21 protein-coding genes and 1 tRNA gene are annotated in these 25,802 nt (G+C 65.5%); 11 read left to right on the top strand and 11 right to left on the bottom strand.

All coding sequences use genetic code 11. The features are described from left to right. Positions 1-5: 5 nt before the first annotated feature. The 6 genes from K2U94_RS17415 to K2U94_RS17440 all read right to left on the bottom strand — a co-directional run bounded on the left by K2U94_RS17415 (position 6) and on the right by K2U94_RS17440 (position 5,492). A complete protein-coding gene (locus K2U94_RS17415) occupies positions 6-1,568 on the bottom strand; it encodes an HlyD family type I secretion periplasmic adaptor subunit (RefSeq protein ID WP_243068422.1) in 1,563 nt (520 codons plus the stop codon). Then, complete coding sequence (locus K2U94_RS17420) at positions 1,565-3,742, bottom strand: type I secretion system permease/ATPase (RefSeq protein WP_243068423.1); 2,178 nt, start codon at positions 3,740-3,742, stop codon at positions 1,565-1,567. Before K2U94_RS17420 ends, K2U94_RS17415 begins: the two co-directional genes overlap by 4 nt. Positions 3,743-3,872: 130 nt before the next feature. Further along, positions 3,873-4,133: a hypothetical protein gene (locus K2U94_RS17425; protein WP_243068424.1), complete on the bottom strand. Its 261-nt coding sequence runs from the start codon at positions 4,131-4,133 to the stop codon at positions 3,873-3,875. Between the two features lie 308 nt (positions 4,134-4,441). After that, positions 4,442-4,518, bottom strand: a tRNA-His gene (locus K2U94_RS17430). 141 nt (positions 4,519-4,659) lie between these two features. After that, entirely contained in the window at positions 4,660-5,121 is a 462-nt protein-coding gene (locus K2U94_RS17435; RefSeq protein ID WP_243068425.1) for a phasin family protein, read from the bottom strand. After that, positions 5,121-5,492 carry a phasin gene (locus tag K2U94_RS17440; protein WP_243068426.1) on the bottom strand — a complete coding sequence of 124 codons (372 nt, stop codon included), beginning with the start codon at positions 5,490-5,492 and terminating at the stop codon, positions 5,121-5,123. Before K2U94_RS17440 ends, K2U94_RS17435 begins: the two co-directional genes overlap by 1 nt. A 317-nt stretch (positions 5,493-5,809) precedes the next feature. Between K2U94_RS17440 and K2U94_RS17445 the strand changes: the two genes are divergently transcribed. Further along, positions 5,810-8,560, top strand: coding sequence for a PAS domain-containing sensor histidine kinase (locus K2U94_RS17445; RefSeq protein WP_243068427.1), 2,751 nt, complete (start codon positions 5,810-5,812; stop codon positions 8,558-8,560). A gap of 10 nt (positions 8,561-8,570) precedes the next feature. Beyond that, entirely contained in the window at positions 8,571-8,861 is a 291-nt protein-coding gene (locus tag K2U94_RS17450) for a hypothetical protein (protein WP_243068428.1), read from the top strand. A 5-nt stretch (positions 8,862-8,866) separates the two neighbouring features. On the opposite strand, the gene K2U94_RS17455 is transcribed toward K2U94_RS17450, so the two are convergent. Together K2U94_RS17455 and K2U94_RS17460 are read right to left on the bottom strand one after the other, a co-directional pair. After that, entirely contained in the window at positions 8,867-9,724 is an 858-nt protein-coding gene (locus K2U94_RS17455; protein WP_243068429.1) for an outer membrane protein, read from the bottom strand. 231 nt (positions 9,725-9,955) lie between these two features. Beyond that, the gene (locus K2U94_RS17460; protein WP_243068430.1) at positions 9,956-10,834 is read right to left on the bottom strand and encodes an outer membrane protein; all 879 of its coding nucleotides are present in this window, start codon (positions 10,832-10,834) and stop codon (positions 9,956-9,958) included. A gap of 283 nt (positions 10,835-11,117) precedes the next feature. On the opposite strand from K2U94_RS17460, the gene K2U94_RS17465 reads away from it, so the two are divergent. Together K2U94_RS17465 and K2U94_RS17470 are read left to right on the top strand one after the other, a co-directional pair. Then, positions 11,118-12,413 carry an adenylosuccinate synthase gene (locus K2U94_RS17465; RefSeq protein ID WP_243068431.1) on the top strand — a complete coding sequence of 432 codons (1,296 nt, stop codon included), beginning with the start codon at positions 11,118-11,120 and terminating at the stop codon, positions 12,411-12,413. Between the two features lie 39 nt (positions 12,414-12,452). Then, positions 12,453-13,763: a hypothetical protein gene (locus K2U94_RS17470; RefSeq protein WP_243068432.1), complete on the top strand. Its 1,311-nt coding sequence runs from the start codon at positions 12,453-12,455 to the stop codon at positions 13,761-13,763. 49 nt (positions 13,764-13,812) lie between these two features. On the opposite strand, the gene rpoH is transcribed toward K2U94_RS17470, so the two are convergent. Further along, complete coding sequence (rpoH, locus tag K2U94_RS17475) at positions 13,813-14,727, bottom strand: RNA polymerase sigma factor RpoH (RefSeq protein ID WP_243068433.1); 915 nt, start codon at positions 14,725-14,727, stop codon at positions 13,813-13,815. A gap of 286 nt (positions 14,728-15,013) precedes the next feature. Here rpoH and K2U94_RS17480 point away from each other — a divergent pair, with 286 nt between their 5' ends. Further along, positions 15,014-16,213: an amino acid aminotransferase gene (locus K2U94_RS17480; protein WP_243068434.1), complete on the top strand. Its 1,200-nt coding sequence runs from the start codon at positions 15,014-15,016 to the stop codon at positions 16,211-16,213. A gap of 57 nt (positions 16,214-16,270) precedes the next feature. Here the strand turns inward: K2U94_RS17480 and K2U94_RS17485 are convergent, their stop codons facing one another. Next, on the bottom strand, positions 16,271-17,890 hold the full coding sequence (locus K2U94_RS17485) for a mucoidy inhibitor MuiA family protein (protein WP_243068435.1): 1,620 nt from the start codon (positions 17,888-17,890) through the stop codon (positions 16,271-16,273). A gap of 117 nt (positions 17,891-18,007) precedes the next feature. On the opposite strand from K2U94_RS17485, the gene K2U94_RS17490 reads away from it, so the two are divergent. Then, positions 18,008-18,979 (top strand): DMT family transporter, encoded by a 972-nt coding sequence (locus K2U94_RS17490; protein ID WP_243068436.1) that lies wholly within the window; start codon positions 18,008-18,010, stop codon positions 18,977-18,979. After that, positions 18,976-20,151, top strand: coding sequence for a lytic murein transglycosylase (locus tag K2U94_RS17495; RefSeq protein ID WP_243068437.1), 1,176 nt, complete (start codon positions 18,976-18,978; stop codon positions 20,149-20,151). The genes K2U94_RS17490 and K2U94_RS17495 overlap by 4 nt, the downstream gene beginning before the upstream one ends. Before the next feature lie 92 nt (positions 20,152-20,243). Here the strand turns inward: K2U94_RS17495 and hemA are convergent, their stop codons facing one another. After that, positions 20,244-21,536 (bottom strand): 5-aminolevulinate synthase, encoded by a 1,293-nt coding sequence (hemA, locus tag K2U94_RS17500; protein WP_243068438.1) that lies wholly within the window; start codon positions 21,534-21,536, stop codon positions 20,244-20,246. 370 nt (positions 21,537-21,906) lie between these two features. Between hemA and K2U94_RS17505 the strand changes: the two genes are divergently transcribed. The 4 genes from K2U94_RS17505 (at position 21,907) to K2U94_RS17520 (ending at position 25,760) form a co-directional block, all read left to right on the top strand. Continuing rightward, positions 21,907-23,154: an SAM-dependent methyltransferase gene (locus K2U94_RS17505; RefSeq protein ID WP_243068439.1), complete on the top strand. Its 1,248-nt coding sequence runs from the start codon at positions 21,907-21,909 to the stop codon at positions 23,152-23,154. A 204-nt stretch (positions 23,155-23,358) separates the two neighbouring features. After that, positions 23,359-24,033, top strand: coding sequence for a response regulator (locus tag K2U94_RS17510; protein ID WP_243068440.1), 675 nt, complete (start codon positions 23,359-23,361; stop codon positions 24,031-24,033). 132 nt (positions 24,034-24,165) lie between these two features. After that, on the top strand, positions 24,166-24,513 hold the full coding sequence (locus tag K2U94_RS17515) for a DUF6460 domain-containing protein (protein ID WP_243068441.1): 348 nt from the start codon (positions 24,166-24,168) through the stop codon (positions 24,511-24,513). 209 nt (positions 24,514-24,722) lie between these two features. After that, positions 24,723-25,760: a glycosyltransferase family 4 protein gene (locus K2U94_RS17520; protein ID WP_243068442.1), complete on the top strand. Its 1,038-nt coding sequence runs from the start codon at positions 24,723-24,725 to the stop codon at positions 25,758-25,760. Positions 25,761-25,802 lie beyond the last annotated feature (42 nt).

The raw sequence follows: 25,802 nt of genomic DNA on the forward strand, positions 1-25,802 counted from the left end.
CGCGGTCAGCGTTCGCGGAAGGCCTCGGAGGAGAGCTTCGCCAAAGGCGACAGCAGATAATCGATCACCCGGCGCTGTTGCGTCTTGATCTCGACGGTCGCGGTCATGCCCGGCGCGATCGGGATATGGGCGTCGCCGATCTTGATCGTGGTTTCGTCGAGCGCAATGGTGACGGGAAAGACGAAGACGTCGGGCTGGCCCGGCGCGCTTGACGCCGGCGCATTGGCGGCATTGGCGTCGGCGGTCACATTGGCCAAAGCGCGCTTGGCCGCCTGTTCGTCCACGGCTTGCGGCGCGATCGCCGACACCTTGCCGTGAAGGACGCCGAAGCGGGTGAAGGGGAAGGCGTCCACCTTCACCGACGCCTCCTGGCCAAGCCTGACGAAGCCGATGTCGATATTGGGAACCAAAGCTTCGACCTGAAGATGTCCGCCGCGGGGCGAGATGGTCATGAGCTGCTGGCCGGTGGTGACGACCTGCCCGACGGTCGTGACCGCCAATTGCTGGACGACGCCGTCGATCGGCGCGTAAAGCTTCGTTCGCGCCAGCCGCGCCGCCGCCTTGGCGCCGCTCTGGCGCGCCTCGTCGGCCTTGCGCGCCGCTTCCAGGGCCCTGTTCATGTTGTCGGCGATGAATTGGGCCACGACCTTGGACTTCTGGCCCTGCAGCTCGCTAAGCGCGGCGGCGGTCTCGATCAGCTGGCCCTGGTCGGAGGCGAGCGTCGATTGCGATCTCTGCAATTGCTCGGTGGCGTCGTAAAGATTGATCTTGGTCCCGACGTGCAGGTTGATCGCGTCCTGGCGCGTCTTGACCAGCTGGGTCAAGGTCTGGATCAGCGATTCCTGGAAGCCGATGCTCATGTCGAGGCGCTTCCGCGTCGCCCGTTTCTGCGCCATCTGCTTGTCGAGATCGGCGAGATTGTCGGAGAGCTGGTCGAGATCGGCGCGCAGCACCGCGAGTTCGCGTCCCCGGATGAATTCCGGAATCGAAGCGGCCCAGTGGATGGTCTCGTCGGCGTCGGCGGCGATCGACTCAAGCGCCGAAATTTCGCTCGCCGTCGCGTCTTCCTCCGGTTTCGCGTCGAGCTTCTGCTTGACGGAGCGCACGGCGGCGACGGCGAAATGGCGGCGCTCGACCTCCGCCAGATTGGCGTACATGGCGTCGCTCGCCGCCTTTTCATCGGCCAGCGCCTCAGTCGGATCGAGCTCGATCAAAAGTTCGCCGGCCTTGACCCGCGCGCCCTCCGCGACATGGATGGCGATCACGCGGCCGGCATCGAGCGGCTCGATCACCTTGGCGTGGCCGACCACCTCGACCTTGCCCGGCGCGACGGCGTAAACGTCGAGCCGCCCGAAAAAGGACCATGCCAGCGCCAGCAAGAAGACGGCGCAGATCGTCAGCATGAAGGCGACCGGCGCGGGCGGCGGCGGCGTCTCCAAAATTTCCAGCGCGGCGGGCAGAAACTCGCGGTCCGGCCCCCGAACGCCGGAGGTCGGCAACGGCGCGGGCTTGCCCTTCCCGGAGCGCGGCTCTTCCGGCGTTTTCGGTGGCTCGGCTCGCTCGTTCATACGCCAACCCTCGACTGGTCAGACTGCAATTGCCAGAGCTTGGCATAGAGGCCGCCACGGGCCAGAAGCTCGGCATGCGCGCCGATTTCGACGATCTCGCCGGCGGCCATGCCGACGATCCGGGTGCAGGGGCGCAAGGCGGCGAGCCGGTGGGCGATGATGATGGTGGTGCGGCCTCGGGTGATGGCGCTCATATTGTTCTGGATGGTGCGCTCGCTCTCGTAATCGAGCGCCGAGGTCGCCTCGTCCAGAATGAGAATGCGCGGGTTGGTGACGAGGGCGCGGGCGATGGCGACGCGCTGCCGCTGGCCGCCCGAGAGATTGGCGCCGCGCTCCTCGATGATGGTGTCATAGCCCTGCGGAAGCTGGGCGATGAATGCGTCGGCGCCGGCGAGGCGGGCGGCCTGCATCACCAGAGCGCGGGGCATGGCCGGATCGCCGAGCGCGATATTCTCGTGGATGGTGCGGTTGAACAGCAAATTTTCCTGAAGCACGACGCCAATCTGGCGGCGCAGCCAGCCCGGATCGAGCTGGGCGGCGTCGACGCCGTCGATCATGACCTGGCCGACCTGCGGACTGTAGAGGCGCTGGACCAGCTTGGTCAGGGTCGATTTTCCCGAGCCCGACTGGCCGACGACGCCGATGACCTCGCCCGGCGCGATCGACAGGCTGACATTGCGCAGGGCTTCCGGCGCGTCCGGCCGGTAGCGCATGGTCACGCCGCGAAATTCCACCGCGCCGCGCAAAGGCGGCAGAGTGAGGAAGCTCTGCGGCGTCGGCTCCGGCGGGGCGTTGAGAATGTCGCCGAGCCGCGCCACGGAAACCTGGACCTGCTGGAAATCCTGCCACAATTGCGAGAGGCGCAGGATCGGCTGCACCACCTGGCTTGCGATCATGTTGAAGGCGATCAGTTCGCCGACGGTCAGGGAGCCGGCGATCACCGCCTTGGCGCCGAAGAACAGGATCAGCGCGGTCGTGACCTTGCTGACATATTGGATCATGTTCTGCCCGAGCGAGCCGAGCACGCCGACGTCGAAGGAGGTGCGGACATAGGCCGCGAGGCGCTCCTCCCATTGCGCCTGCATCATCGGCTCGACGCTCGCCGCCTTCAGGGTCTGGGCGCCGACGATCGATTCGACCAGAAATTGCTGCGACCGCGCGCCGCGATTGAATTTCTCGTTGATCTGCTCGCGCAGGAAGGGCCGCAGGACAGTCGCGATGATCAGATAGATCGGGATCGTCGCCAGGACGACCAGCGAAAGCTCGACCGAATAGATGAACATCACGACGAAGAAGATCACCGTGAACACGAGGTCGAGCAGCGAGGTCAGGCCCTGCCCTGTGAGAAAAGCGCGCACGGTTTCGAGCTCGCGCACGCGCGCCACCGTCTGGCCGGCGGCGCGGGTCTCGAAATAGGCGAGCGGCAGCCGGAACAAATGATGGAAGAGGCGCCGCCCCAGCTCCACATCTATCCGGTTGGTGGTGTGGCTCAGGGTATAGGCGCGCAGGAATTGCAGGATCGACTCGAACAGGCCGAGCGTGACCATGCCGACGATGAGGACGATCAGGGTGGACAGGCCCTTGTGCACCAGCACCTTGTCGACGACGAGCTGGAAGAAGATCGGCGTCGCCAGAGCGAAGAGCTGCACAAACAGCGAGGCCGCCACCACCTGCGCCAAAGGCCGGCGATAGCGCAGGATTGACGGCAGGAACCATTTGAAGCCGAAGGTGCTGGGATCGACGCCGGCGCCGCCGAGGCGGCGGGTGACGAGGACGATCTCGCCGGACGAAAGCGCCGCGATCTCTTCCGCGCTTCCCTCGCGCGCCTTGTGATCGATCGGGTCGATCAGCCGCAGCCGCTCCTTGCTGGAGCCTGCCGCGAGCACGGCGAAGCCGCCGTCCTTGAGGCCGATGATCGCCGGCAGCGGCAGGGCCGCGAAACGCTCCGCCTTCGCGTTGCGCACCACGCGGGATTTCAGCCCCAGGATATGAGCGGCGCGCACAAGATCGTCGGCCTCGGCCAGGCGGCCCGTCAGCGCAAGCTGATGGCGCAATTGCGCAGGCTCGGCGGCGATGCGGTAATAGCCCGAAATCAGCGCCAGACCCGTCAGCCCGGCATCCCCCGTCGGCTGCGCGGAATTCGGCGAGAGGGGGGACTTGACTTCCGAATCCATGAGCTTGGTTCTGAAACTATGGGTTGCGCAAAGCTTGATGCAATATTTATAGGCTCAGCCGAACCTTCTCGTCCAATGAATCCGCGCCTTTGGAAACGTTTCAGCCGATCGTCCCCGGACCGGCCGACATTCATCCGAGCCAGATCATGGCTGCGGCGAAACGGACGAATCGCGCGAAGCGGACGGTAGGACGGTCGAAGCGTGTTGCGAAGCGTCGAAAGTGCTTCGTTCGATTGAAGCGCCGCTCGATCCGGTTTCGGTGTTTGTAATCGGTTGCGTCATGAGGGATCAGGACCTTTCGACGACTGCTGGCGGAGATGACCGCTTCCGCGCCCATGCCAGCGATCTGTTCGCGCAAGGCGTTACTGCCACGGACATTGTCGGCGAGCATGTGATCCTGGTGATCAGTCCGTCTCGGGAACGCCCCGGAGCCTGGTTCTGACGCCCCCTTTTTCCGGTCGCCGCCTGCGGTGGGCGCACACGATAGCGCTGTCGAGCATCAGATATTGGTTGTCCTGATCCTTGATCAGCGCGCGGACCCGAATCATAAAATCCGGATCGATATGAGGCGCCGCTCAAGCAATTTGTGAATCATGAATGTCGCTTGGTCCCAGCGGTCGCGCCGAAAAGCGGGCGGCGCGCTTTCGCAAAAACGCCGCCCTGACGAGCGACGCGGGCGGCCGGGCGGATGATTTGAGATGGTACCGCCACCCCGGCTCGAACGGGGGACCTCTAGATCCACAATCTAGCGCTCTAACCAACTGAGCTATGGCGGCTGGAATTTCGGCGGAACCTAAAGCGGCGTGCGCGCGAATGCAAGAGCATCGCGCGCCCATTTTTCACGCTTGAAGACGTTCGCCCTGGACAAGTTCGCGTCCGGGAATGGGGCGGCGAAGCGAAGGGCTTCGCCGGCCCGGTCAGCGCGACTTGAACGTCTTGTCCATCTGCTCCTTGAGCGGAGCTGCGGCGTCGGCGGCGACCTGCTGGGCGAGAGCGGTGAGTTCCTTGGCCTGAGAGGTCAGGGCCTCATATTGCTTGCGCATATGTTCGCTCTGCAGCGCGATCGCCTCGCTGACGCTGCGAACACCGGCCAGCGCCTGGACATATTGCACCGACGCGGCGGTGTTGGCCTGATAGGCTTCCATCGCCTTGGCGGAAAAGGCCTGCAGGCTCTTGCTCGCGGCGAGGAAGGAATTTTCCATCGCACCGGCGGTTTCCGCGGCGGCCTGTTTGGCCGCCTTCTGAACCTTGGCGGTTTCGGCCGCCAAAGGAGCGGCCGCCTCCGCGACCGTCTCGGCGACGGCCTCGACGGGCGTCTCCGCCGCAGGCGTTTCACCCGCGGGCGCCGCCGTCTTGGTTTTGCGCGGACCGGTCGCCATTATTTCGTTTCCGTCGATGAGGAGACGACTTTCTTCACGGCTTCGCCCAGTTCCTTGGCCTGCTCCTGGACGCTCGCGACCTGCGCCTTCAGAAATTCGGACTGGATCGTGAGGATTTCCTTGGGATCCTTGGCATGGACAAGCTTGTCGGCGAGGTCGAAGGCCGCCTTCACATTGGCTTCGGCGAAACCGATGGCCTTGGAGCTGACTTCCTTGGCGTTGGTGGCCATGGATTCGGCGGCGGCCTCGGACTGGCTGGTCGCCTTCTGGGCGGCGGCGACAAAACTGTCAAAAGCTTTGCGCGCCTGATCGACGGTCTTCTCGGCGAATTCGCGGACCTCGGCAGGAATTTCGAGATTGAGATTGCTCATAGGATTTTCCTCGTTTTGGCGGGCGGGTTTGTATGGAAATTCCCCGTCCGCGCCTCATCCAGCATTGCGATTTGCCTTATAACGGGGAAATTGCTGCGCTGCAATGTTCATTGTGCGCCGCAGCAAACTTTCTGGCGCCCGAGAGCCGCAGGCAATTAAGCATAAGCGCATGTAGCAGGGAATGAAATGGATCAAATGTGGATTCGCGGCCCCGGACGTGTTTAAGATTTGGTTAAGGCGCGCCGCCCCCGCCCCGCCGAGTCGCGGCCAGGGGACGGCGTCCCGGGGAGTCCAGATTTCCATGGCCGAAGCTATCCATGGCTGACGAAAACGAAAAAGGCCGCAAGAGCGGCGCCATTGCCGCCGATGTGGCGGCGGCGCTGGCCGAACCGGCGCTGGCCTCGCTCGCGCGCGCCGGGGCGCCTATCGTCGTCGCCGCAGGCGAGCCGCCGCGGGTCGTCCACGCCAATGGACCCGCTTTGGCGCTTTTCGGCGCCCACGCGGCGGACGACCTGACCGTTCAGCTTTTCCACGCCGATTCCCCCGGCGCGCGGCGCCTTGCCGAACTGGCGCGGATCGCGCCGCCCGGCGCCGCCCGGCTGGAGCGCGCGCCATTTGGGGGGCCCGGCGCCGTCACTTTGCTGTGCCGTCGCACGGCGGGCGAAAATCCCTTGTTCGTCATCGCCGGCCTCGGCCTGCGCGCCAGCCGGCCGCCGCCGCGCGCCGCCGCCCCGCCCCGCGCCGCCGCGCCTCACGCGGACGCTTTCGTTCCGGGGCCCCGCTCCGCGCTTTCGGCGCTGCGGGCGCGGCTCGACGCGCGCTTCCCCGGCCTCCCGCCGGCGCGTTTCCTCTGGCGGACCGACTCCCGCAATGTCGTCATCCAGATCACGCCGCCGCTCGCCGAAATCGTCGGCCCCGGTTGCGCCGATCTCGTCGGCCGCGATTTTGCGGAGGCGGCGGAAGTTCTCGGGTTCGACCCGCGCGGCGAATTGGCCGAGGCTTTGCGGGCGCGGATCACCTTCAGCAGGGTCGACGTCGATTGGCCGGTGGAGCGGGAGGGCGCGGCTGCGCCCGTGACCGTCGGCGGGCTGCCGGTTTTCGACCATCGCGGGGATTTTGAGGGCTGGCGCGGCTTCGGCGTGGTTCATCTCGATCGCCTGCGCGAGGCGCCCGTCGTCGCCGAGCCTTTCCGCGAGCCCGCGGACGAAGCGCCGCCAGCGACGGCGCCGCCCGCCCCGCCGCCCGGCGTTTCCGGCGTCGTCGTTCCTCTGCGCCCGCTCAACACGGCGCGGTCGGGCCCGGCCGAATCAGACCTGGCGCCTGACTTGCCGCCCGATTCCGGAAATCCGGCGCGCGAGGAGGGCGAGGACGACTTGGCTTTGGTCGCGCTGGCGCCGCATGAACGCTCCGCCTTTCGCGAAATCGCGCGGGCGCTCGGCGCGCGCGGGCCAAAGGCCGACGCGCTCGACGCCGAGCGCAAAAACTTGGACGCCGAGCGCAAGACCTTGGACGCCGAGCGCAAGACCTTGGACGCCGGGCTCGGCGCGGACGCCCCTCCGTCGACGCCGGTCGAAGCGGGCGGCGGCGCATTCGACTCCGGCCTCGCCGAGGCTCTCCCGATCGGTCTGATCGTGAAGCGCGGCGCCGACCTGCTCTTCATCAACCGGCTGGCGCTCGACTGGCTCGGCTATGCCGATCTCCCCGCCCTCGCCGAAGCCGGAGGCTTGCGCGCGGCGTTCCGCTTCGCGGCCGACGATCTCGCGCCCGACCAGAAAAAGACCCTGTTGGCGCGCCCCGCCGGCGGCGAGACCTTCTCCACCGACGTTCATTGCGCGCGCCTCGTCTGGGGCGGCGAGCCGGCCGAGCTTTTGACGCTCGCGCGGCCTTCCGCGGCGGCGCTGGAGCAGCGCGTCGGCGTGCTCGATGCGAGCCTGCGTCAGCGCGAGATGGAAAGCGACGAGATGCAGTCCATGCTCGACGCCGCCGTCGACGGCGTCGTCCTGATCAACGCCGACGGCGTGATCCTCGGCCTCGACCGCAAGGCGGAGGCTCTGCTCGATTACGACCGCAACAGAATCGCCGGCGAAAATTTCACTTTGCTGTTTGCGCGCGAATCCCAGGTCTCGGCGCTCGAACATCTCACCCGCGCCAAGGCGGGCGCGGAACGGCACGGACGCGAGGCGTTCGCGCGCGCGCGCCAGGGCGCGGCGATCCCGGTCCATCTCACCATCGGCAGGCTCGGCAAGGCGGTCGAAGGCAAATATTGCCTGATCCTGCGCGACCTGAGCCATTGGAAACAGACCGAGCGCGCGATGGACCAGGCGCGCGAGCAGGCGGAGCGCGACAGCCAGGCGAAGTCGGAATTTCTGGCCAAGGTGAGCCATGAGATCCGCACGCCGCTGAATGCGATCCTCGGCTTCGCCGAAGTCATCATGGACGAGCGCTTCGGCCCCGTCGGCAACGAGCGCTACAAGGACTATTTGCGCGACATTCACGCCTCCGGCGCCCATGTGCTGAGTCTTGTCAACGATCTGCTCGACCTGTCCAAGATCGAGGCGGGCAAGCTGGAGCTAAATGTCGCTGCGGTGGACGCCAATCGCGTCGTCTCGGAATGCGTGTCGCTGATGCAGCCCCAGGCCAACCGGGAACGGGTCATCACGCGGCTGGCGCTCGCCGCCAATCTTCCTCCCGTCCATGCCGACGAACGCTCTCTGCGCCAGATCATCATCAATCTGCTCGCCAACGCCGTGCGCTACAACGAGCCGGGCGGACAGGTGATCGTCTCGACCGCGCTCGGCGATTCCGGCCACGCCGTCCTTCGCGTCAAGGACACCGGCGTCGGCATGAGCGAGAGCGAATTGCGCACGGCGCTGGAGCCGTTCCGGCAAGTCGCGCCAGGACGGGGCGGCACCGGGCTCGGCCTGCCGCTGACCAAGGCCTTGGCCGAGGCCAATGGCGCCGGCTTCTCGATCAAGAGCCGGAAGAACGAGGGAACGCTGGTCGAGGTCATCCTGCCGCTCGCGCCCGGCGCGGCGGAGGCGGCGTCGGCGGGAGGCGGGCAGCGTTAGGAGGAGACCGATGGAGCCAGCAATGCGCGAGCGCCTGATGATGGCCGGCCTCACCGAAGCCGACATCGCCTGGTTCGACGCCTTCAACTGCGACGACGCCCGCGTGCCCAAGCCGCGCGCCGATGAAATCGCCGATTACCGGCGCCGCGAGGCCGGGCTGAACGCCAGCATCGCCGCGCTCACCTTTTCGGAGCGGGGCGAATCAGGCGAAGGCCGCCTTGCGGCGGCCATTGGGGCGCGGGTCGCCGACGCCCAGGACGAAATTGACTCCGAAGCCGAAGGCGGCGACGGCGAGGACTGACGCCATCAGCCGTCGGGCGTGATGCGGATGCCGGCGCGGAATTCCTGCGCGCTCAGGTTGGGGCCGAGGTTGAGATAGCGGTAGCCGATATCGACCTTGAGCAACTGCGAAATGTCGTAGGAGAAACCAGCCATCAAGGCATAGGCGAAATTGTAGGCCGTGGTATGCGGGCCGCTGTTGTTGATGTAGCCGAGATGATAGCAGGGCACGCCGCCAAGTCCGGTCGAGCCGCCGCAGAAGGTGTTGCCGTCGCCATAGGCCTGGCCGTTGGAGAAGGCAAAGGTGACATTCGATTGCGTGCGGACATAGGCGAGGCCGGCGCCGGCGCCGATATAGGGCGTCACGCCGTACCAATGGCCAAGGTCGAGATAAGCGTTCATCAGATAGGCGCTGGCGTTGACCTTGCTCCACGAATTGGCCGAGCAGCCCACCGTATAGACATAGCCCGGATTGCTCGTATCGGCGTCGACCGGACAACCTCCCACGGGCGTAAGGGGGTTTATCGACGACCATGCGATGCTGCTGCCGGTCCCCGTCCCCGCATAATAAGTGGAGCGGTTTTTCGTGAAGGGCGTCATGTAATCCGCCGTCAGATCGACGCGGAACATGCTGTTGAACTGGTAGCCGACGCCGAGCGTCGCGCCGAAATTGGTGTTGGTCAGCGAACCGAAGACATCGGTGTTGTAGGTCATGTCATAGCCAGTGGCGTCGGCGCGCAAATACCAGCCGCTCCCCAGTTCGACGAGGGGTGAATCCTCCTGCTGATAGGCGGGCGGCATGTTCAGGTCGGCTGCGCGGGCGGCCGAGCCGCCGGCTGACCAGGCCATGAGCGCGGCGGCGGCCGCATGAATGGTCTTACGCATGTCTTTCCTCTTCGCCTGCCGGGGCGCGACGCTGCGCCGAACATGGAAAGAGTGTGAAGGAAGAGGGTTAATCGCGACTTAACCTTAATGAGTACCGCAACAAAATTTGCTAGACTGAAAGGGTGCGATGGAAAGCGATTATCGCGGGCGCAAAATGACTTTACGAAAATAAAAAGGGGCGAAAGCCTTGCGCTTTCGCCCCCGTGACAAGCGTGCGGCTGAAAGATCCGCTCAATATTTCGCGGTCACGATGGGCGGAGCGGCCGGCGCGACGAGCAGATAGCGGAAGCCGAGCAGCAACTGGTTCGAGACCATGTTGTAATGCTGTGTTTCGTAAGCGCAGCCGGTCGACGCGCCGCCGTTGCAGGCGATGGCGCCGGTGCTGTACTTACCCATATTGACGTAGCGGTAGCTCATGTCGACCAGCATATTGGGCGTGACATGGAAGCCGAGGCCGGCGGTCAGGTCCCAGGCGAAATTGGTCCCGCTGTAGTTCGGCGCCAGTCCGTAGCCATTGGGCTGGCTCATGCTGATGTCCGTCACGCCGTTCATGCCGTAAGCGGCAAAACCGATGCCGCCGCCGACATAGGGCGTGACTCCCATCCAGGTGCCGACATCGAGATAGCCATTGGCCAGGAACAAAGCGGTGCGGACCTGGCCATTGTAATTGTCGCCGCAAGTGGTCGCCCCCCCGACCGGGCAATTGCTGCCGCCGCCGGTATATTGATAGAAGACCTTCGAATTATAGCTCGCTCCTGAAATATAGGATGCGGTCAGATCGGCGCGGAACCACGGATTGAACTGATAGCCGACGCCGAAATCGATCACGCCGCTGTCGCCGACATTGACCGGCCCATCCCAGGCGCCCAGGCTCGCCAGGGTCGCGCCCGTGCCGAAAGTCGAGTTCAGGCTTGACGCCTCGTTGATTCCGACGCCGACGTCGCCGCGCAAATAGAAGCCGCTTTCCTCGATCGGCCCGCGCAGCGGAGGCGGCTCCAATTGGGGCGGGGGCGGCAGCAGATCGGCCGCATGGGCGGCGGGGACGATGGCCGCCGGCAAGGCGAACATGGCGACGGCGCTGGCGACAGTAAGGGCTTTCAAGCTGCCCATGACAAAATCCCTTCGTGTGCGGGGCGCGCATGGCCCGAATTCGTTTTCACGCAGCGATTTTTGGCAGCAAAGGCTTAAATAGGTCTTAACCCTAACATTTTACCGCGAATTTTAATCGTTGCGGCCTGATTTGGAGCCCGCTCCGGCCGTTGCCGCTTTACTTCATCGTCTCGATCCGTTACGCGATCCTGGTACCCCCCCGGCGCGAGCCGGGGTTTTTGCGTTGCGCCGCGCCGAAGGCGCGATCCGCGACGAAGCGTTCAGAAAGTCGAAGAGCCGAACGATGGCGAATGTGGTGGTGGTCGGCGCCCAATGGGGCGACGAAGGCAAGGGCAAGATCGTCGATTGGCTCTCGGTCTCGGCGGATGTCGTGGTGCGCTATCAGGGCGGGCACAACGCCGGCCATACTTTGGTCATCGACGGCGTCACCTATAAATTATCGCTGCTGCCCTCCGGCATTGTGCGTCCCGGCAAGCTTTCCATCATCGGCAATGGCGTCGTGGTCGATCCGCGCCACCTGATCAAGGAGATCGCCGACCTGCGCGCCAAGGGCGTGGCGGTGAGCCGCGACAATTTGCGCATCGCCGAAAACGCCCCCCTCATTCTGTCGCTTCACGGCGAACTCGACGCCCTGCGCGAAAATTCCGCCGCCGAAGGCGCGCGAATCGGCACCACCAAGCGCGGCATCGGCCCGGCTTACGAGGACAAGGTCGGGCGCCGCGCCATCCGCGTCATGGATCTCGCCGACCTCTCGACCCTCGACGCCAAGATCGCGCGCCTGCTCACCCATCACAACGCCCTGCGGCGGGGCCTCGGCCTCGAAGAGATCAAGCCGGAAGCGATCCGCGCCGAGCTCGAGGAAGTCGCGCCGCATATCCTCCCCTTCATGGACCGGACCTGGTCCCTGCTCGACGATCTGCGACGCCAGGGCAAGCGTATATTGTTCGAGGGCGCCCAGGGCGCGCTGCTCGACATCGATCACGGCACCTATCCCTATGTCACCTCGTCCAACACCGTCGCCGCCAACGCCCCGACCGGCGCGGGCCTTGGACCCAAGGCGATCGGCTATGTGCTGGGCATCGCCAAAGCGTATACGACGCGGGTGGGCGAAGGCCCCTTCCCGACCGAACTGCTTGACGAAACCGGACGGACGATCGGCGAAAGAGGCCGGGAGTTCGGCACCGTCACCGGGCGCGCGCGGCGCTGCGGCTGGTTCGACGCCGTTCTGGTGCGCCAGACCGTGAAAACCTCCGGCATCGACGGGATCGCTCTGACCAAGCTCGACATTCTCGACGGTTTCGATGCGGTGAAAGTCTGTGTAGGCTACCGCCTCGACGGCGAAACCATCGACTATCTTCCCGCCGCGCAGGCGGCGCAGGCGCGGGTCGAGCCGATCTATGAGACCATCGAAGGCTGGCGCGAACCGACCGGCGGCGCGCGCTCCTGGGCGCAATTGCCGGCGCAGGCGATCAAATATGTGCGCCGCGTCGAGGAATTGATCGGCGCGCCCGTCGCCTTGCTCTCGACAAGTCCCGAGCGCGAAGACACTATTTTGATGCATAATCCGTTTCAGGACTGACGCGGGCCCGCGTCCTGACGACAGGGAAAAAGGCGCGACATGGCTGATTATTATCCGCTGCTGGCCAAGGCCGTATCCGGCCTCAAGACCTCGACGTCGGAATCGCGCGCCGCGATCTACGAGCGCGCGCGCAAGGCGCTCCTTGGCCAGTTGCGCAACATGCAGCCGCCCGCGCCCGAAAACGCGATCGAGCGCGAGGCCCGCGCGCTGGACGAGGCGATCGCGCGGCTCGAACTGGAATTCGCCGGCGCTCAGGCGCTGGAGGAAAAGCCCGCCGCTCCCGGGCCGACGCCGCCTGAGCCCGCAGCCGACCCTTCGCCCGCGCGCGAGGAACAGCCCGACGCCGCCCCAGCCGAACCGGCCGAGGCCCAAGTCGACATTCCTGAAATGGTCGACGTTCCTAAAACAGCCGACGTTCCTCAAACGGAGGCGCCCCAAACCGACGAGACGCAAGCGGACGAGGCCAGGGACGCCGCCGTTGCGCGCGAAAATCTCCGGCCCGCGGCGCCGACGCCGAAGCAAAGCTCGCGCGGCGGACTGCGCCGTTTCGCGATCCTCGCCGGCGCGCTGGCGGCGGTGGTCGCGCTGGTCGCCGTCGCCGCCTGGAAGCTGCGCGACCGGCCCGAGGATCTCGCCAAGCGCACCCCGGCGCCGCAGGCGACAGAACAGAAAGTCGGCGGCAAGATCGAGCAGCGGGTCGGCGCCGCCGCCCCCTCGCCGCAGCCCACGCCGACGCCGTCGTCCGCGCCGGCCAAACCGGCGCCCCAGCCGCCGGAACAGAATGTCCCGATCGCCTATCGCGCGGCCGTCCTGATCCAGGCGCCCTCCGAGCCGGGCGGCGTGAAGACCTATGTCGGAACCGTCGTTTGGCGGCGCGATTCGGTCAATCGCGGACCGAATCAGCAATTGTCGAGCGCCATCCGCGCCGAGATCGATGTCCCCGACGCCGGACTCAAGGCGTCGATGACCATCGAAAAGAATTATGAGCCGACGCTCTCGGCGAGCCACACGCTGACGATACGGTTCGAACCGGCGAAGGATTCCGCGGTGGGCGACGTCCGCGCGATCAATGTTCCAGAAATGCGCCGCGACGACGCGCCGCGCGGCGCGCCGCTCCAGGGCATGCAGGTCGATGTCGCGCCGAACGTCTTCCTCGTCGGCCTTTATTCCTCGGCCGAGGCCCAGAATGTCGACATGATCAGGAACCTGAACTGGTTCGACATTCCGATGAGTCTCGCCAATGACAAGATCGCCAAAGTGACGTTCGAAAAGGGCGCCGTTGGCTCGCAGATCATCAACGACGTCTTCAAGGATTGGCAGAACCCGCCTGCCGCCCAGAGTCAGCAATAGGACATGAAAAAGCCGCCGGAAACGGCGGCTTTTTTGATGGCGTCGGGGGTCAGACCCGCGCGTGGTCCGAGGCTGCGAGCCGCAACGGCCGCGCCGCCGCCTCGACCCGGACGACCCGCTCCTTGGCCGCCTGCTGGACCTTTTCGAAGGCGCGCACCTCGATCTGGCGCACGCGCTCGCGCGAAATCCCGAATTCCGTGGAAAGATCCTCCAGCGTCATCGGGTCTTCGGCCAGGCGGCGAGCCTCGAAAATCCGGCGCTCGCGCTCGTTGAGCACGTCGAGCGCCTGGGCCAGAGCCGCGCGGCGGTTGTTGGATTCCTCGCTTTCCGCCAGGATGGTTTCCTGGTCCGTAGCGTCGTCCACCAGCCAGTCCTGCCATTCGCCGTCGCCTTCCTCGCGCAGGGGCGCGTTCAGCGAGGCGTCGCCGGAGAGCCGTCGGTTCATATCGACCACCTCCTGCTGGCTCACGCCGAGCTTGGTGGCGATGGCGGCGACGTTCTCAGGTCTGAGGTCGCCCTCCTCGAAAGCCGAGATCTGGCTCTTGGCCTTGCGCAGGTTGAAGAACAATTTCTTCTGATTGGCGGTGGTGCCGAGCTTCACCAGGCTCCACGAGCGCAAGATATACTCTTGAATCGACGCGCGGATCCACCACATGGCGTAAGTAGCCAGGCGGAACCCTTTTTCCGGTTCGAACCGCTTCACCGCCTGCATGAGGCCGATGTTGCCCTCGGAGATCACTTCGCCGATGGGCAGGCCGTAACCGCGATATCCCATGGCGATCTTCGCCACGAGCCGGAGGTGGGAGGTGACCAGCCGATGCGCGGCGTCGGTGTCGGAATGTTCGCGCCACCTTTTGGCGAGGACATATTCCTCATTGGGCTGGAGCATCGGGAAACGACGGATTTCCTCGAGGTAGCGCGTCAGGCCGTTATCGCCTGCGAGAATGGGAAGCGCAGCAGCCATCATACCCTCCTTGAACCGGACGCCCGTGAGCGGCGCGCCCGAAACGGCCGCATTAGCCGGCCGCCAACGTGAACATATAGGGACCATAAACAATGGCCGAAAGAGGGCGGAGCCCTTAACGCTCAATTACAATTGAGTAACCCGGCATAATCGAGTAACCCGGAACAATAGAGTAACCCGGGGCGGGCCCTCTGGTTCCGTCGCTGCCGCGGCGCGATTCCAACTGGCGCCCGACAGGAAAAATGCGCTAACAAACGCGCGATATCAAACCAAATCGAGCGCATTCATGCAAAGCAGCCTTTTCGCCGGTGTCGATGAGCTTCCCCGCGATCCGATCCTGGGCCTGACCGAGGCCTTCCTCGCCGACGCCTCGCCCGACCGCGTCAATCTCGGCGTCGGCGTCTATCAGGACGAAACCGGCAAGACGCCCTTGCTCGCCTGCGTGAAGAAGGCCGAGGAGGCCCTGCTCGCCAAAGGCGCGCCGCACAGCTACGTGCCGATCGACGGTCTCGCGGCCTATGATTCGGCGGTCGCGCGGATGGTGTTCGCCGATACGGCGGACCTCGCCAAGGTCGCGGCGGTCCAGGCGCTCGGCGGCACCGGCGCTCTCAAGCTCGGCGCGGAGCTCATTCGCGTCATCTCGCCGCAAGCCAAAGTGTGGATCAGCGACCCGAGCTGGGAAAACCATCGCGCCCTCTTCAGCGCCGCCGGTTTCACGGTCGAAACCTATCCCTATTACGGCGCCGACGGCGAGCTGGATTACGCCGGGCTGATCGAAACCCTGTCGTCGATCCCCGCCGGCGACGTCGTGCTGCTTCACGCCTGCTGCCACAATCCGACCGGGCTCGATCTCACCCACGACCAATGGCGCGAAATCGCGAAGATCGTGCGGGCGCGCGGCCTCGTCCCCTTCCTCGACACCGCCTATATGGGCTTTGCCGAAGGGCTGGAGGCCGACGCTTTTTCCGTGCGACTGTTCGCCGCCGACGGCGGGCCTTTGTTCGTGTCCTTCTCGTTCTCCAAGTCGCTGTCGCTCTATGGCGAGCGCGTCGGCGCCCTTTGCGTGCTCACCGCGAGCGCCGAAGAACGCGCCCGGGTGCTGAGCCAGATCAAGCGCATCGCCCGCGTCACCTATTCCTCGCCGCCCGGCCACGGCGGCGCGGCGGCGGCCATGGTGCTGACCGACCCGGCCCTGCGCCAGCAATGGGACGACGAACTGGGCGCCATGCGCGAGCGCATCAAGAAAATGCGCAAGCTTCTGGCCGACAAGCTGTCGCAGCGTCTTCAGGACCGCGACTTCTCCTATATCGTGCGCCAGAACGGCATGTTTTCCTATTCGCGCCTGACCAAGCCGCAAGCCATTGCGCTGCGCGAAAAATACGCGGTCTACGCCTTGGACAGCGGCCGCATCTGCGTCGCGGCGCTGAATGAAAACAACATCGATTATGTCAGCGAATGCATCGCCAAGGTGATGACGGAAGTCTGAGCCCGACATTCCGGACGCTTCGAACCCCGCCGGCCCATCGCCGGCGGGGTTTTTGTTTCATGGCCCCGGGACGATCACCTCGCGGTCGGCCGGCCATTTCATGCGATAGGCGAGGACGATGTCCTTGTCCTGGCCCGGCGCGAGGTCGATCCGCCAACGCAGCAGGCCGCGCTTGCCATCCGGATCCTTCTCGCTCGGCGGCGTGGTCCGGGCCAGGGTTTCGACGCTGATCGCGGCGTCTTCCGAATAAGGCGTCTGGTCGGTGACGATGGCGTGAACGGGAAAATCGTGGAGATTGCGCAGGACGGTCCTGAACTCGCGGGTTTCGGTCTTGGTCCGGCCGAACCAACTCGGCTCGTTCTCCTTGCGATTGACGGGCTGGCGCCGCACCGTGACGCGCTCATCCACGCCGAAGCCGAGATCGCCGCCCTCATGCGGCGCGACGAGCGGCAGGCGCGCCTGCCCGATCAGTTCGCCATCGCGGTAAAGCGCGGCGGAACCGGGCAGCAAAGGCGCCTCCTCGCCATTCACATAATGGACCGAGAGAAAGGCGCGCGGGTCGAGCGCCGGCGATATCCGCCACGACAGATCCGCCTGCGGCGTCGCCGTCGAAAGCGCGATATTGGCGGTTGAGACGCCGGACGGAACCGTCACCCGGCCGGGCGCGACGAACGTCGTCTGATAGGCCCCGGCGTTCATTCGCGCCTGGGCGGTTTCGGCCTCGACGCGCATCGGCGCCGGCGCCGTCGGCGCCTGACGCATGGCGTCTCTGGCCTTGGCCATGGCGGCGACTGGTACCGGCGGCTCATAAAAGGCGATGATCCGGGGAACCACCTCGGGCGCCGACGCCGCGCCGGTCGCCCGGAACGCGGCGATTGTCAGGGTCACGCCGTTCCAATCCTCGCCGGTGGCTTGCGACACGATCGCGCGGCGGGTGAGTTCGAGGCGCGGGCCGCCATCCTTGCCGGCGGTGGTGAGACGAGCCTCATAGGCCGGCGTCCAGCGCGCGCTGGCGACGCGATAGGTCACGGCCAGGCGGACTTTGCCCGCCGAACCCGCGGTCAGTCCGACAGCGACGTCGCGGGCGGCGCCGCCCGGCGCGGGGGCGGGCCGCGCGGCCGCGAGCGCCTCGATCTTCAGGTCGACCGCCTCGGCGGCCGCGCGCTCCGCGCGCAGGTCCTCGCCGGTTTTGGCCATCGCCGCGCCAAGAGCGTCCCAGGCCGCGCTCCAGTTCTCGGGCTTCAGGCCTTCGTCGCCGATCTTGTCCGGGCCGGTCTGGCCATAGAGCCGGATCATGTCGAGCTTGGCGGCGAGCGCGTCGATCTTGACCTGAGCCGCCGCGCGCTCGTTGCGCAGGCTTTTCATCTCCTTGTCGAAATCGCTTTCGCCGCGCGCCGCCGGGGCCTTGCGCAAATCGACCGCGCCGAGCGTGAAGCGCGTGTCGCCCTGCCCCCGCACGCGCAAAGCCGCGGGATCGATCCCCGCCGGAAGATTTCGAAAGATCAGCCGGCTGTCGCCCGCCGGCAGGTCGATTTCCGCGACGCGGGTGACGCTCGCCCCGTCGGGATAAAGGGTCACGGCGTCTAAATGCGAAGCGACGTCAACCTCGGCCGCCATCGCCGGGACGGCGGCGCAAAGGGCGGAAAGGGACAGAGCGAACGGCAAGATTTGGCGCATGAGGCCTCGGGCGAACGGAAAGGAGGCGCTATAAGGACGCGGAAAAGCGAATTTTTTTCGGCGCCAATTCGCGTTTCCGCGAATGCAAGGCGCTTTCGCTGGACCGGAACGCAAATCTTGGCCAAGGTTCGCGCCAATCCCTTCCCAAGAGTTTGCGATTTGCGCGCTTATTTCGGACGCGCCACGCGGAGCCTCAACGAGCGCGCGGGCCTTCTGCTGATTCTGACCTCAGCCATGTGGGGCGCGAATGGCGTCGTCAGCCGCGCGGCGGTCGGCGCCATCCCGCCTATGACCCTGGTCGCTTTGCGCTGGCTGATCGTCTGCGCCATTCTGCTGCCGCTCGTCCGCGAACCATTCGTCCGCCATCTCCCGGAATTGCGGCGCCATTGGCGCTTTCTCGCCGCCATGGCGCTTTGCGGCTATACCGGCTTCAACGTGCTGTTCTATCTCGCCGGCCATTGGACCACGGCGGTGAACATCACCCTTTTGCAGGGCGCCATCCCGCCAATGGTGCTCGCCGGCGCGGCCCTGTTCAAAGGCGAAAAGGTCTTTTTGCGCCAGATCCTGGGCATGGCTGTTTCCTTTCTCGGCGTCGGCCTGATCGCCACGCGCGGCGATCTCACCCATATCGCCGGCCTTTCCGTCAATTTCGGCGACATGCTGATGCTGGCCGCCTGCGCGCTTTACGCCGGCTATACGATCGCCTTGCGCGGACGGCCTCGTCTGCCGCCTCTGGTGTTCTTCGCCGGCATGGCCGTCGCCGCGCTCGTCGCCTCTCTGCCCTTTTTCGCGGCGGAGGTCGCGCTTGGCCATTTCTTCTGGCCTTCGACCAAGGGTTTCGCCTTGGTGGTCTTCGTCGCGGTCGCGCCTTCGCTGACGAGCCAGCTTTTCTTCATGCGCGCGGTGGAGTTGATCGGTCCCGGCCGCGCTGGGATCTTCACCAATCTCACCCCCCTGTTCGGCGCTCTTTTCGCGATTCTTTTGCTCGGCGAGCCCTTTCACCTCTATCATGCCGGCGCCATGGCGCTGGGCCTTGTCGGCATCGCCCTGGCGGAATCCGCCAAACGGCAAAGGATCGCCCCCGCATGAACCGTCGTGAATTGCTCGCCGCCGCGGCATTTCTTGTGGCGTCCCCCGTCCTTGCGCGGGACGCCGGCCAATTTCCCGCCTTCGTCCAGACTTTTCGCGCGCCCGCGCTAGCGGCGGGCGTGTCGGCGGCGACTTTCGACGCCGTCGCCTCCGGATTGGCCCTCGATCCGTCGCTGACGGGAAAACGCGCGGCGCAAGGCGAGTTCGCGCGGCCGCTGAAATCCTATGTCGAGGCCGCCGCCTCCCCGGCGCGCGTGGCCAAGGGCCGGGCGATGGCCGCAAGATACGCCGCTCCTTTGCGCGAAATTTCCGCCCGCTACGGCGCGCCGCCCGCGATGATCGTCGCGCTCTGGGGCATGGAGAGCGATTATGGCGCGGCGCGCGGCGACCGCGACATTTTCCGCTCGCTCGCCACCCTTGCCTTTCTCAACCCCGACAATCCCGTCTATGGGCAAGAATTCGTTGCCGGACTGGTCCTGCTGCAACGCGGAATTCCACGCGAAAAGCTGCGCGGCTCCTGGGCGGGGGCAATGGGCGATCCACAATTCATGCCCTCGGCCTATATCAAATACGCCCGCAGCTTCGATCGCGCCGGCGCCCCGGACATCTGGACCAGCGCGCCCGATTCGCTCGCCTCGATCGGCAATTTCCTGAAACAGTCAGGCTGGACTCCGGGCCTGCCGCCGCTGATCGAGGCAAGAATTCCACCCAATTTCGGCTATGCGAGCCTGCGCGGCGATTTCGCGGATTTCGCCCGCGCCGGCGTCGCGCCCCGCGAGGGCGGCGCCCTGCCCCGGGGCGGTGAGGCCATGCTGTTTTTCCCCGCGGGCGCGCCAAGCCCCGCTTTCCTGCTGTCGGGAAATTTCTTCGTGCTCAAGGCCTATAATTTTTCCGATTCTTACGCCTTCGCAGCCTCGGTCCTGGCCGATCGCATCGCCGGGCGCCCGATTTTGCGCGAGAAATGGCCGAAGGAGACGCATCCGCTGACGCTCTCCGATCGCGAGGCGATTCAACGCGGCCTTGCGGCCCGAGGCCTTTACGACGGCAAGATCGACGGCCGTTTCGGGCCGGTGACGCGCCTGGCCATCCACGCCCTGCAAAGGAAGGCAGGCGTGGCCAAAGCCGACGGCTATCCGTCGCGCGCGGTTCTGGCTTTGTTGAAAGCGCAATGAAAACGCGGCCCCTCCTAGGCATGAATTCGCTGGCGAGTCGGCGAATTCATGCCTAGGAGGGGCCGCGCGTTTGATCGCCGGATGCGACGCCTCTATTCGGCGGCGCGCCTCGTGGCGAGGGCGGGATAGGTGCACTGCGCGTCATTGGCGAAGGGCGCCTCGACGTCCTGCTGTTCGACGAAGGGAATGCCCAGGGTCGTCCAGACATCGACCAAAGATTCGACCAGATGGGCGATATGGGCGTCGCCGTGATAGGGGGTCGGGGTGATGCGCAGACGCTCCGCGCCGCGCGACACGGTCGGATAATTGATCGGCTGGATATAGATCCCGTGGCGGGTCATCAGCATGTCGCTGGCGGCCTTGCACAATTGGGCGTCGCGGACCATCACCGGCACGATATGCGACGGATTGGGCAGGACCGGCAGGCCGGCCTTCATCAAGGCGTGCTTGGTGAGCCAGGCCTGGCGCTGATGGGCCATGCGCAGGTCCGGGCGGCTCTTGGCGAGGCGAACGGACTGGGCCGCGGCGTCGGCGACGGCCGGCGGCAGCGCGGTGGTGAAGATGAAAGACGGCGCATAGGAGCGCACCGCGTCGCAGATCGCGGCGCTGGCGGCGATATAACCGCCGATGACCCCAAAGCCCTTCGCCAGAGTGCCTTCGATGATGTCGAGGCGGTGCATCTGGCCTTCGCGCTCGGCGACGCCGCCGCCGCGCGCGCCATACATGGCGACCGCATGGACCTCGTCGATATAGGTCATGGCATTGTATTTTTCGGCGAGGTCGCAGATTTCCTTGATCGGGGAAATGTCGCCGTCCATCGAATAGAGGCTCTCGAAGACGATCAGCTTGGCGCGTTCGCGCGGCTGGGCGGCGAGCAGTTCTTCCAGATGGGCGACGTCATTGTGGCGCCAGATCTGGCGCTCGGCCTTGGAGCGGCGAATGCCCTCGATCATCGAATTGTGGTTGAGGGCGTCGGACAGGATCAGGCAATTGGGCAGGAGGTCGGCGACGGTCGAGATCGCCGCGAGATTTGAAATCCAGCCCGAAGTGAAGACGAGGGCGGATTCCTTGGCGTGAAGGTCGGCCAGTTCGGCTTCGAGCTTCACCAAAGGATGGCTGGTGCCGGAAATGTTGCGGGTGCCGCCTGCCCCGGCGCCGTGCCGGGCCGCCGCGCTTTTCATCGCCGCGATCACCTCCGGGTTCACGCCCATGCCGAGATAATCGTTCGAACACCAGATCGTAATGTCGTGCTCGGTCCCCTGCTCGTCGCGCCATACCGCATGCGGAAAGCGTTCGGCGTTGCGTTCGACATCGGCGAAGACGCGGTAACGTTTTTCGGTCTTGAGATTGCCGATTGCGTCCTCGAAAATCTGCCGATACTGCATTTTTTCCGTCCTTTGGCCCCTCGCGCCGCGCGATTTGTTCTGCTGCGGCCCGACCGTTTCCCCCCGAGGCCGCCAGCTATACAGCCTTTTTCAAGCTGCCGCGAGCGGTTAGTTGTCGCATGCTGTCGCATGCGCGCGCCCCGGGTCCGGGATTTGGTCACGACATCACAGGAAGGGGCGCTTTTCCTTGAGCCAAATCATTGTTGGCGCGTTTTTCGGCATTTGCAAGACATTAAGATCAAAAGCGCGGCGACCGCGCGCGCAGCCCTGCCAGCCCGCGCTCAAAAAAGCGCCATACGGGAGGCGTCTCGCGCAACGCCGCCCGCCACCCCATATGGTTTGACGGGGGCGCGGACCACCGGGTTGTTTCATGGTTCTGTTTCGCCATTCCATGCGCCGTTTCGTGCGCGAAGGATCGCTCGAGATTCAGACATCGAACGGCGAAAGTTTCATTGTCGGCGACGGGAGCCCGCCGTCCTGCGGCATCCGCCTCGCCGACGTCCGCGCCGAGCTTGAGCTGCTGTTCGACCCGGAAATGGCGCTTGGCGAACTTTACGCCGCAGGACGTATGGAATTGACGCGCGGCGGCCTCGCCGACCTGCTCGCGATCGGCGCGCGGAACGTCGCCGCGCCCGGAAAGGCGCGCCCGATCGCCGCGTGGCAGGCGGTACGGCGGTTGCGGCAGCGCGCGGCGGCCGTCGCTCCCCGGCGCGCCCGCGCCAACGCCGCGTATCATTATGACCTGGACACGGGGCTTTACCGCCTCTTTCTCGATGACGACCTCCAATATTCCTGCGCCTTTTTCGAGACGCCGTCCGACAGCCTGGAGGCCGCGCAACTGGCGAAAAAGCGCCACATCGCCGCCAAGCTCGCAGTGTCGCCCGGCATGACGGCGCTCGAGATCGGCTGCGGCTGGGGCGGCCTGGCGCTCTATCTGGCCTCGCGGTGCGGCGTCGCGGTGAAAGGCGTCACATTGGCGGACGAGCAACTCGGCGTCGCCAGGCGGCGCGCGGCGGCGGCGGGACTCGCCGGCCGGGTGGAGTTCGCCCTGGAAGATTATCGCGAGACGCACGGACGCTTCGACCGAATCGTGTCCGTCGCCATGTTCGAACATGTCGGCCCGCGCAAATACGACGCCTTCTTCAAAGCCGTCGCCGACCTGCTCGCGGAGGATGGCGTGGCGCTGATCCACACCATAGGCCATTGCGGCCTGCCCGTCCCGACGAGCCCGTGGATGCGCAAATATATTTTCCCGGACGGCTATATTCCCTCGCTGGCCGAAATCGCGCGGGCGGTCGCCCGCGCGGGGCTACTGGTGGCCGACCTCGAAATCCTGCGCGAGCATTATGCTCTGACGCTGGAGCATTGGCGGGCGCGTTTCGCCGCGCGGCGCGACGAAGCCAAAGCGATTTACGGCGAACGTTTTTGCCGAATCTGGGAATTCTATCTCGCGGCCTCGCAATCCGCGTTCCGCCATCTCGGCTTTGTCGTCTTCCAACTCCAGCTGACGAAAAAGCCCAACGTCCTTCCCATCACCCGCGACTATATCGCCGAGCGGGAAGCGGACCTGCGGGGCTCTCTAGCCTTTCGTCAGCCCCGCCGCGCCGCGAGATCATGACGGATTCCGCCGCGATGGTCATTTTGCGGCGCCGCACGATTGCTGCAACAGCGAATAACTCCGCATGTTGCACCGCTACAAATGCCGCTTGTCTTAGCTATTCGACTTGAGTATGTGACAGAAAGAAGTAGGATTGACAAGTTTTCTGCGACCGACGCCTGCCGCGTTGGTTGGTCTTCATGTCTAGGCCCCGGGGTGGAGAGAGTGGAACATCAGAAATCCCGCATTTTGATCGCCGATGACCACCCGCTTGTTCGCGGAGCTTTGCGGCAAGCCGTCGCCAATGCGGTCGCCGGCGCGGAAATCGTGGAATGCGGCAGCCTGGATGACGTGACCAAAGCGCTCGAAGCCAATTCCGAAATCGATCTCATCCTGCTCGATCTCGCCATGCCCGACGTGCGCGGTTATTCGGGGCTGATCATGCTGCGCGCGCAATATCCTGGCGCGCCGGTGGTGGTCGTCTCCGGCCGCGAGGACCGCAATGTCATCCGCCTGTGCATCGATTTCGGCGCCTCCGGCTTCATTCCGAAAAGCACCGACATAGAGACGATGCAGGCCGCGATCCGCTCCGTGCTCGCCGGCGACGTCTGGGCGCCGCCGGAGGTCGATCTCAATGGCCCGATCGATCGCGAGACCGCCGAGAGCGTGCGCCGGCTCGCCTCGCTCACCCCGCAGCAGGTGCGGGTTCTGATGATGCTGTCCGAGGGGCTGCTCAACAAGCAGATCGCCTATGAGCTTTCGGTGTCCGAGGCGACCGTCAAGGCCCATGTCTCGGCCATTCTGCAGAAGCTCGGGGTCGAAAGCCGGACCCAGGCCGTGATCGCGGCGGCGCGGATCGAGGCGATGAGCGATCTCTCGGCGAGCGCGCTCGGCGATTAATTTTCGGTCATGGTCTGGCGCCGCGGCTGGCCCCGCTTATTTTGAGGGCGCGGCGGCGGTCTCCAGCGCCGCGCCGTCCCGCCTGCGACGAGGACTTGAACAGCGAGGCCTTGGGCGACGAGGAGTTGGACCATGACCGAACAAGACACCCCGGCGCGCCATCCCTTCGAGCCCCGCCCCGCCGACATAGCCGACGCGAATCGCCCCGACCCGGGCGGGTTCGAGCGCTTTCTCGGCGGCAAGCCGGCGTCGGTCGCGGTCCGGTTGGTGTTCCTTTCGCTGATCGTCGGTTTTTTCCTGGTCTGGCTCGACATCAGGCCGATAGACGTCCTCGACAGCCTGCGGGGCATGATCCAGCATTTCTGGAACATGGGATTTGAAGCAATTCGCAGCATCGCCGAATATATTGCGGCGGGCGCGGCCATCGTCGTTCCGATCTGGCTGGCGCTGCGCCTGCTCACCATGCGCGGCCGGGAGTGAGTTTTTCCGTTTTTTGACAGTTCCGGGAGCGCGCGGCAGGCTCTTATTATTTCGGTCATATCGGACTGCTAGGGGATGGCCATGAGCCATGGCGAATCCGTGAAATTCCGGCCCCGCCGCCCCGCTTCCCCGGCGCGGCCCGCAAATTGTCGGGACATCGCGGCTCGCGCTTCCGTTTCTTCGCCAAAGCCGTTCGGGGCGAGCGCCAAATGAAAATCTGTATCGTCACGGACGCCTGGCGTCCCCAGGTCAACGGCGTCGTCGTCACCCTTTCCAACCTCATCGCGGCGGGCGAAAAGCTCGGCCATGAATTCGTGGTGATCGGCCCGGACCAGTTCCACACCATCGCCGCGCCGTCCTATCCCGAAATCCGGCTGGCGCTCACCAGCCCCAAGGCGGTCGGCGAATTGATCCGCGCCCATCGGCCCGACCATATCCATATCGCCACCGAAGGCCCGCTCGGCGTCGCTGCGAGCTATTGGTGCCCGCGCAACGGCGAATTGTTCACCACCTCCTACCACACCCGTTTTCCCGAATATGTCGAGGCGCGCTGGCCGATCCCCGCCGCCTGGTCCTACGCCGCCCTGCGCCGGTTCCATTCCGGGAGCGCCGGCCTGATGGTCGCGACCCAGACCCTCGCCGACGATCTTTCCGCGCGGGGGTTCCAGCGTCCCATGTTGTGGCCGCGCGGCGTGGACCAGACCCTGTTCCGCCCGGTCGAGGATTTGCCGACGGAACTCAAAAGCCTGCCGCGCCCATTTTTCCTTTATTGCGGCCGGGTCGCGCCGGAAAAGAACATCGAGGCATTTCTCACCCTCGACCTGCCGGGCTCGAAGATCGTGGTCGGCGACGGACCGTCGCGCCTGCCTCTGCAGGAGCGTTTCCCGAAAGCGCTGTTCGTCGGCGTCAAGGCGCGGCACAATCTGGCGCCTTATTATTCGGCGGCCGATGTCTTCGTCTTCCCCAGCCGCACCGACACTTTCGGCAATGTGATGATCGAGGCCCTGGCCTGCGGCGCGCCAGTCGCGGCCTTTCCCGTCCCCGGCCCGATCGACGTCATCACCGATCCGCGCGTCGGGCTCCTGAGCGAGGACCTGCGCGCCGCCTGCCTCGGCGCGCTCCAACTTTCGCGCGCCGACTGCCGGGCGCATGCCGCGCGCTACACCTGGCCGGAAAGCGCGCGCATCTTCATCGACAATATTTTCCGCGCCCGCGCCGCGGCGCTGACCCGGCGCGCCTCGGCCTGAGGTCGAGCGCCTATATCGAAAAAGCGGACGCCGGTTTTTCCC

The organism is Candidatus Rhodoblastus alkanivorans (assembly GCF_022760755.1).
GTDB classification, from domain to species: Bacteria; Pseudomonadota; Alphaproteobacteria; order Rhizobiales; family Beijerinckiaceae; genus Rhodoblastus; species Rhodoblastus alkanivorans.

What these genes read in the sequence shown, in the direction of transcription:
- K2U94_RS17505 (WP_243068439.1), top strand. Translation starts at nt 21,907, where the DNA reads ATGGTTCTGTTTCGCCATTCCATGCGCCGTTTCGTGCGCGAAGGATCG.
- K2U94_RS17445 (WP_243068427.1), top strand. Translation starts at nt 5,810, where the DNA reads ATGGCTGACGAAAACGAAAAAGGCCGCAAGAGCGGCGCCATTGCCGCC.
- K2U94_RS17440 (WP_243068426.1), bottom strand. Translation starts at nt 5,492, where the DNA reads ATGAGCAATCTCAATCTCGAAATTCCTGCCGAGGTCCGCGAATTCGCC.
- rpoH (WP_243068433.1), bottom strand. Translation starts at nt 14,727, where the DNA reads ATGGCTGCTGCGCTTCCCATTCTCGCAGGCGATAACGGCCTGACGCGC.
- K2U94_RS17450 (WP_243068428.1), top strand. Translation starts at nt 8,571, where the DNA reads ATGGAGCCAGCAATGCGCGAGCGCCTGATGATGGCCGGCCTCACCGAA.
- K2U94_RS17465 (WP_243068431.1), top strand. Translation starts at nt 11,118, where the DNA reads ATGGCGAATGTGGTGGTGGTCGGCGCCCAATGGGGCGACGAAGGCAAG.
- K2U94_RS17495 (WP_243068437.1), top strand. Translation starts at nt 18,976, where the DNA reads ATGAACCGTCGTGAATTGCTCGCCGCCGCGGCATTTCTTGTGGCGTCC.
- hemA (WP_243068438.1), bottom strand. Translation starts at nt 21,536, where the DNA reads ATGCAGTATCGGCAGATTTTCGAGGACGCAATCGGCAATCTCAAGACC.
- K2U94_RS17470 (WP_243068432.1), top strand. Translation starts at nt 12,453, where the DNA reads ATGGCTGATTATTATCCGCTGCTGGCCAAGGCCGTATCCGGCCTCAAG.
- K2U94_RS17515 (WP_243068441.1), top strand. Translation starts at nt 24,166, where the DNA reads ATGACCGAACAAGACACCCCGGCGCGCCATCCCTTCGAGCCCCGCCCC.
- K2U94_RS17460 (WP_243068430.1), bottom strand. Translation starts at nt 10,834, where the DNA reads ATGGGCAGCTTGAAAGCCCTTACTGTCGCCAGCGCCGTCGCCATGTTC.
- K2U94_RS17420 (WP_243068423.1), bottom strand. Translation starts at nt 3,742, where the DNA reads ATGGATTCGGAAGTCAAGTCCCCCCTCTCGCCGAATTCCGCGCAGCCG.
- K2U94_RS17485 (WP_243068435.1), bottom strand. Translation starts at nt 17,890, where the DNA reads ATGCGCCAAATCTTGCCGTTCGCTCTGTCCCTTTCCGCCCTTTGCGCC.
- K2U94_RS17415 (WP_243068422.1), bottom strand. Translation starts at nt 1,568, where the DNA reads ATGAACGAGCGAGCCGAGCCACCGAAAACGCCGGAAGAGCCGCGCTCC.
- K2U94_RS17425 (WP_243068424.1), bottom strand. Translation starts at nt 4,133, where the DNA reads ATGCTCGCCGACAATGTCCGTGGCAGTAACGCCTTGCGCGAACAGATC.
- K2U94_RS17520 (WP_243068442.1), top strand. Translation starts at nt 24,723, where the DNA reads ATGAAAATCTGTATCGTCACGGACGCCTGGCGTCCCCAGGTCAACGGC.
- K2U94_RS17435 (WP_243068425.1), bottom strand. Translation starts at nt 5,121, where the DNA reads ATGGCGACCGGTCCGCGCAAAACCAAGACGGCGGCGCCCGCGGGTGAA.
- K2U94_RS17455 (WP_243068429.1), bottom strand. Translation starts at nt 9,724, where the DNA reads ATGCGTAAGACCATTCATGCGGCCGCCGCCGCGCTCATGGCCTGGTCA.
- K2U94_RS17480 (WP_243068434.1), top strand. Translation starts at nt 15,014, where the DNA reads ATGCAAAGCAGCCTTTTCGCCGGTGTCGATGAGCTTCCCCGCGATCCG.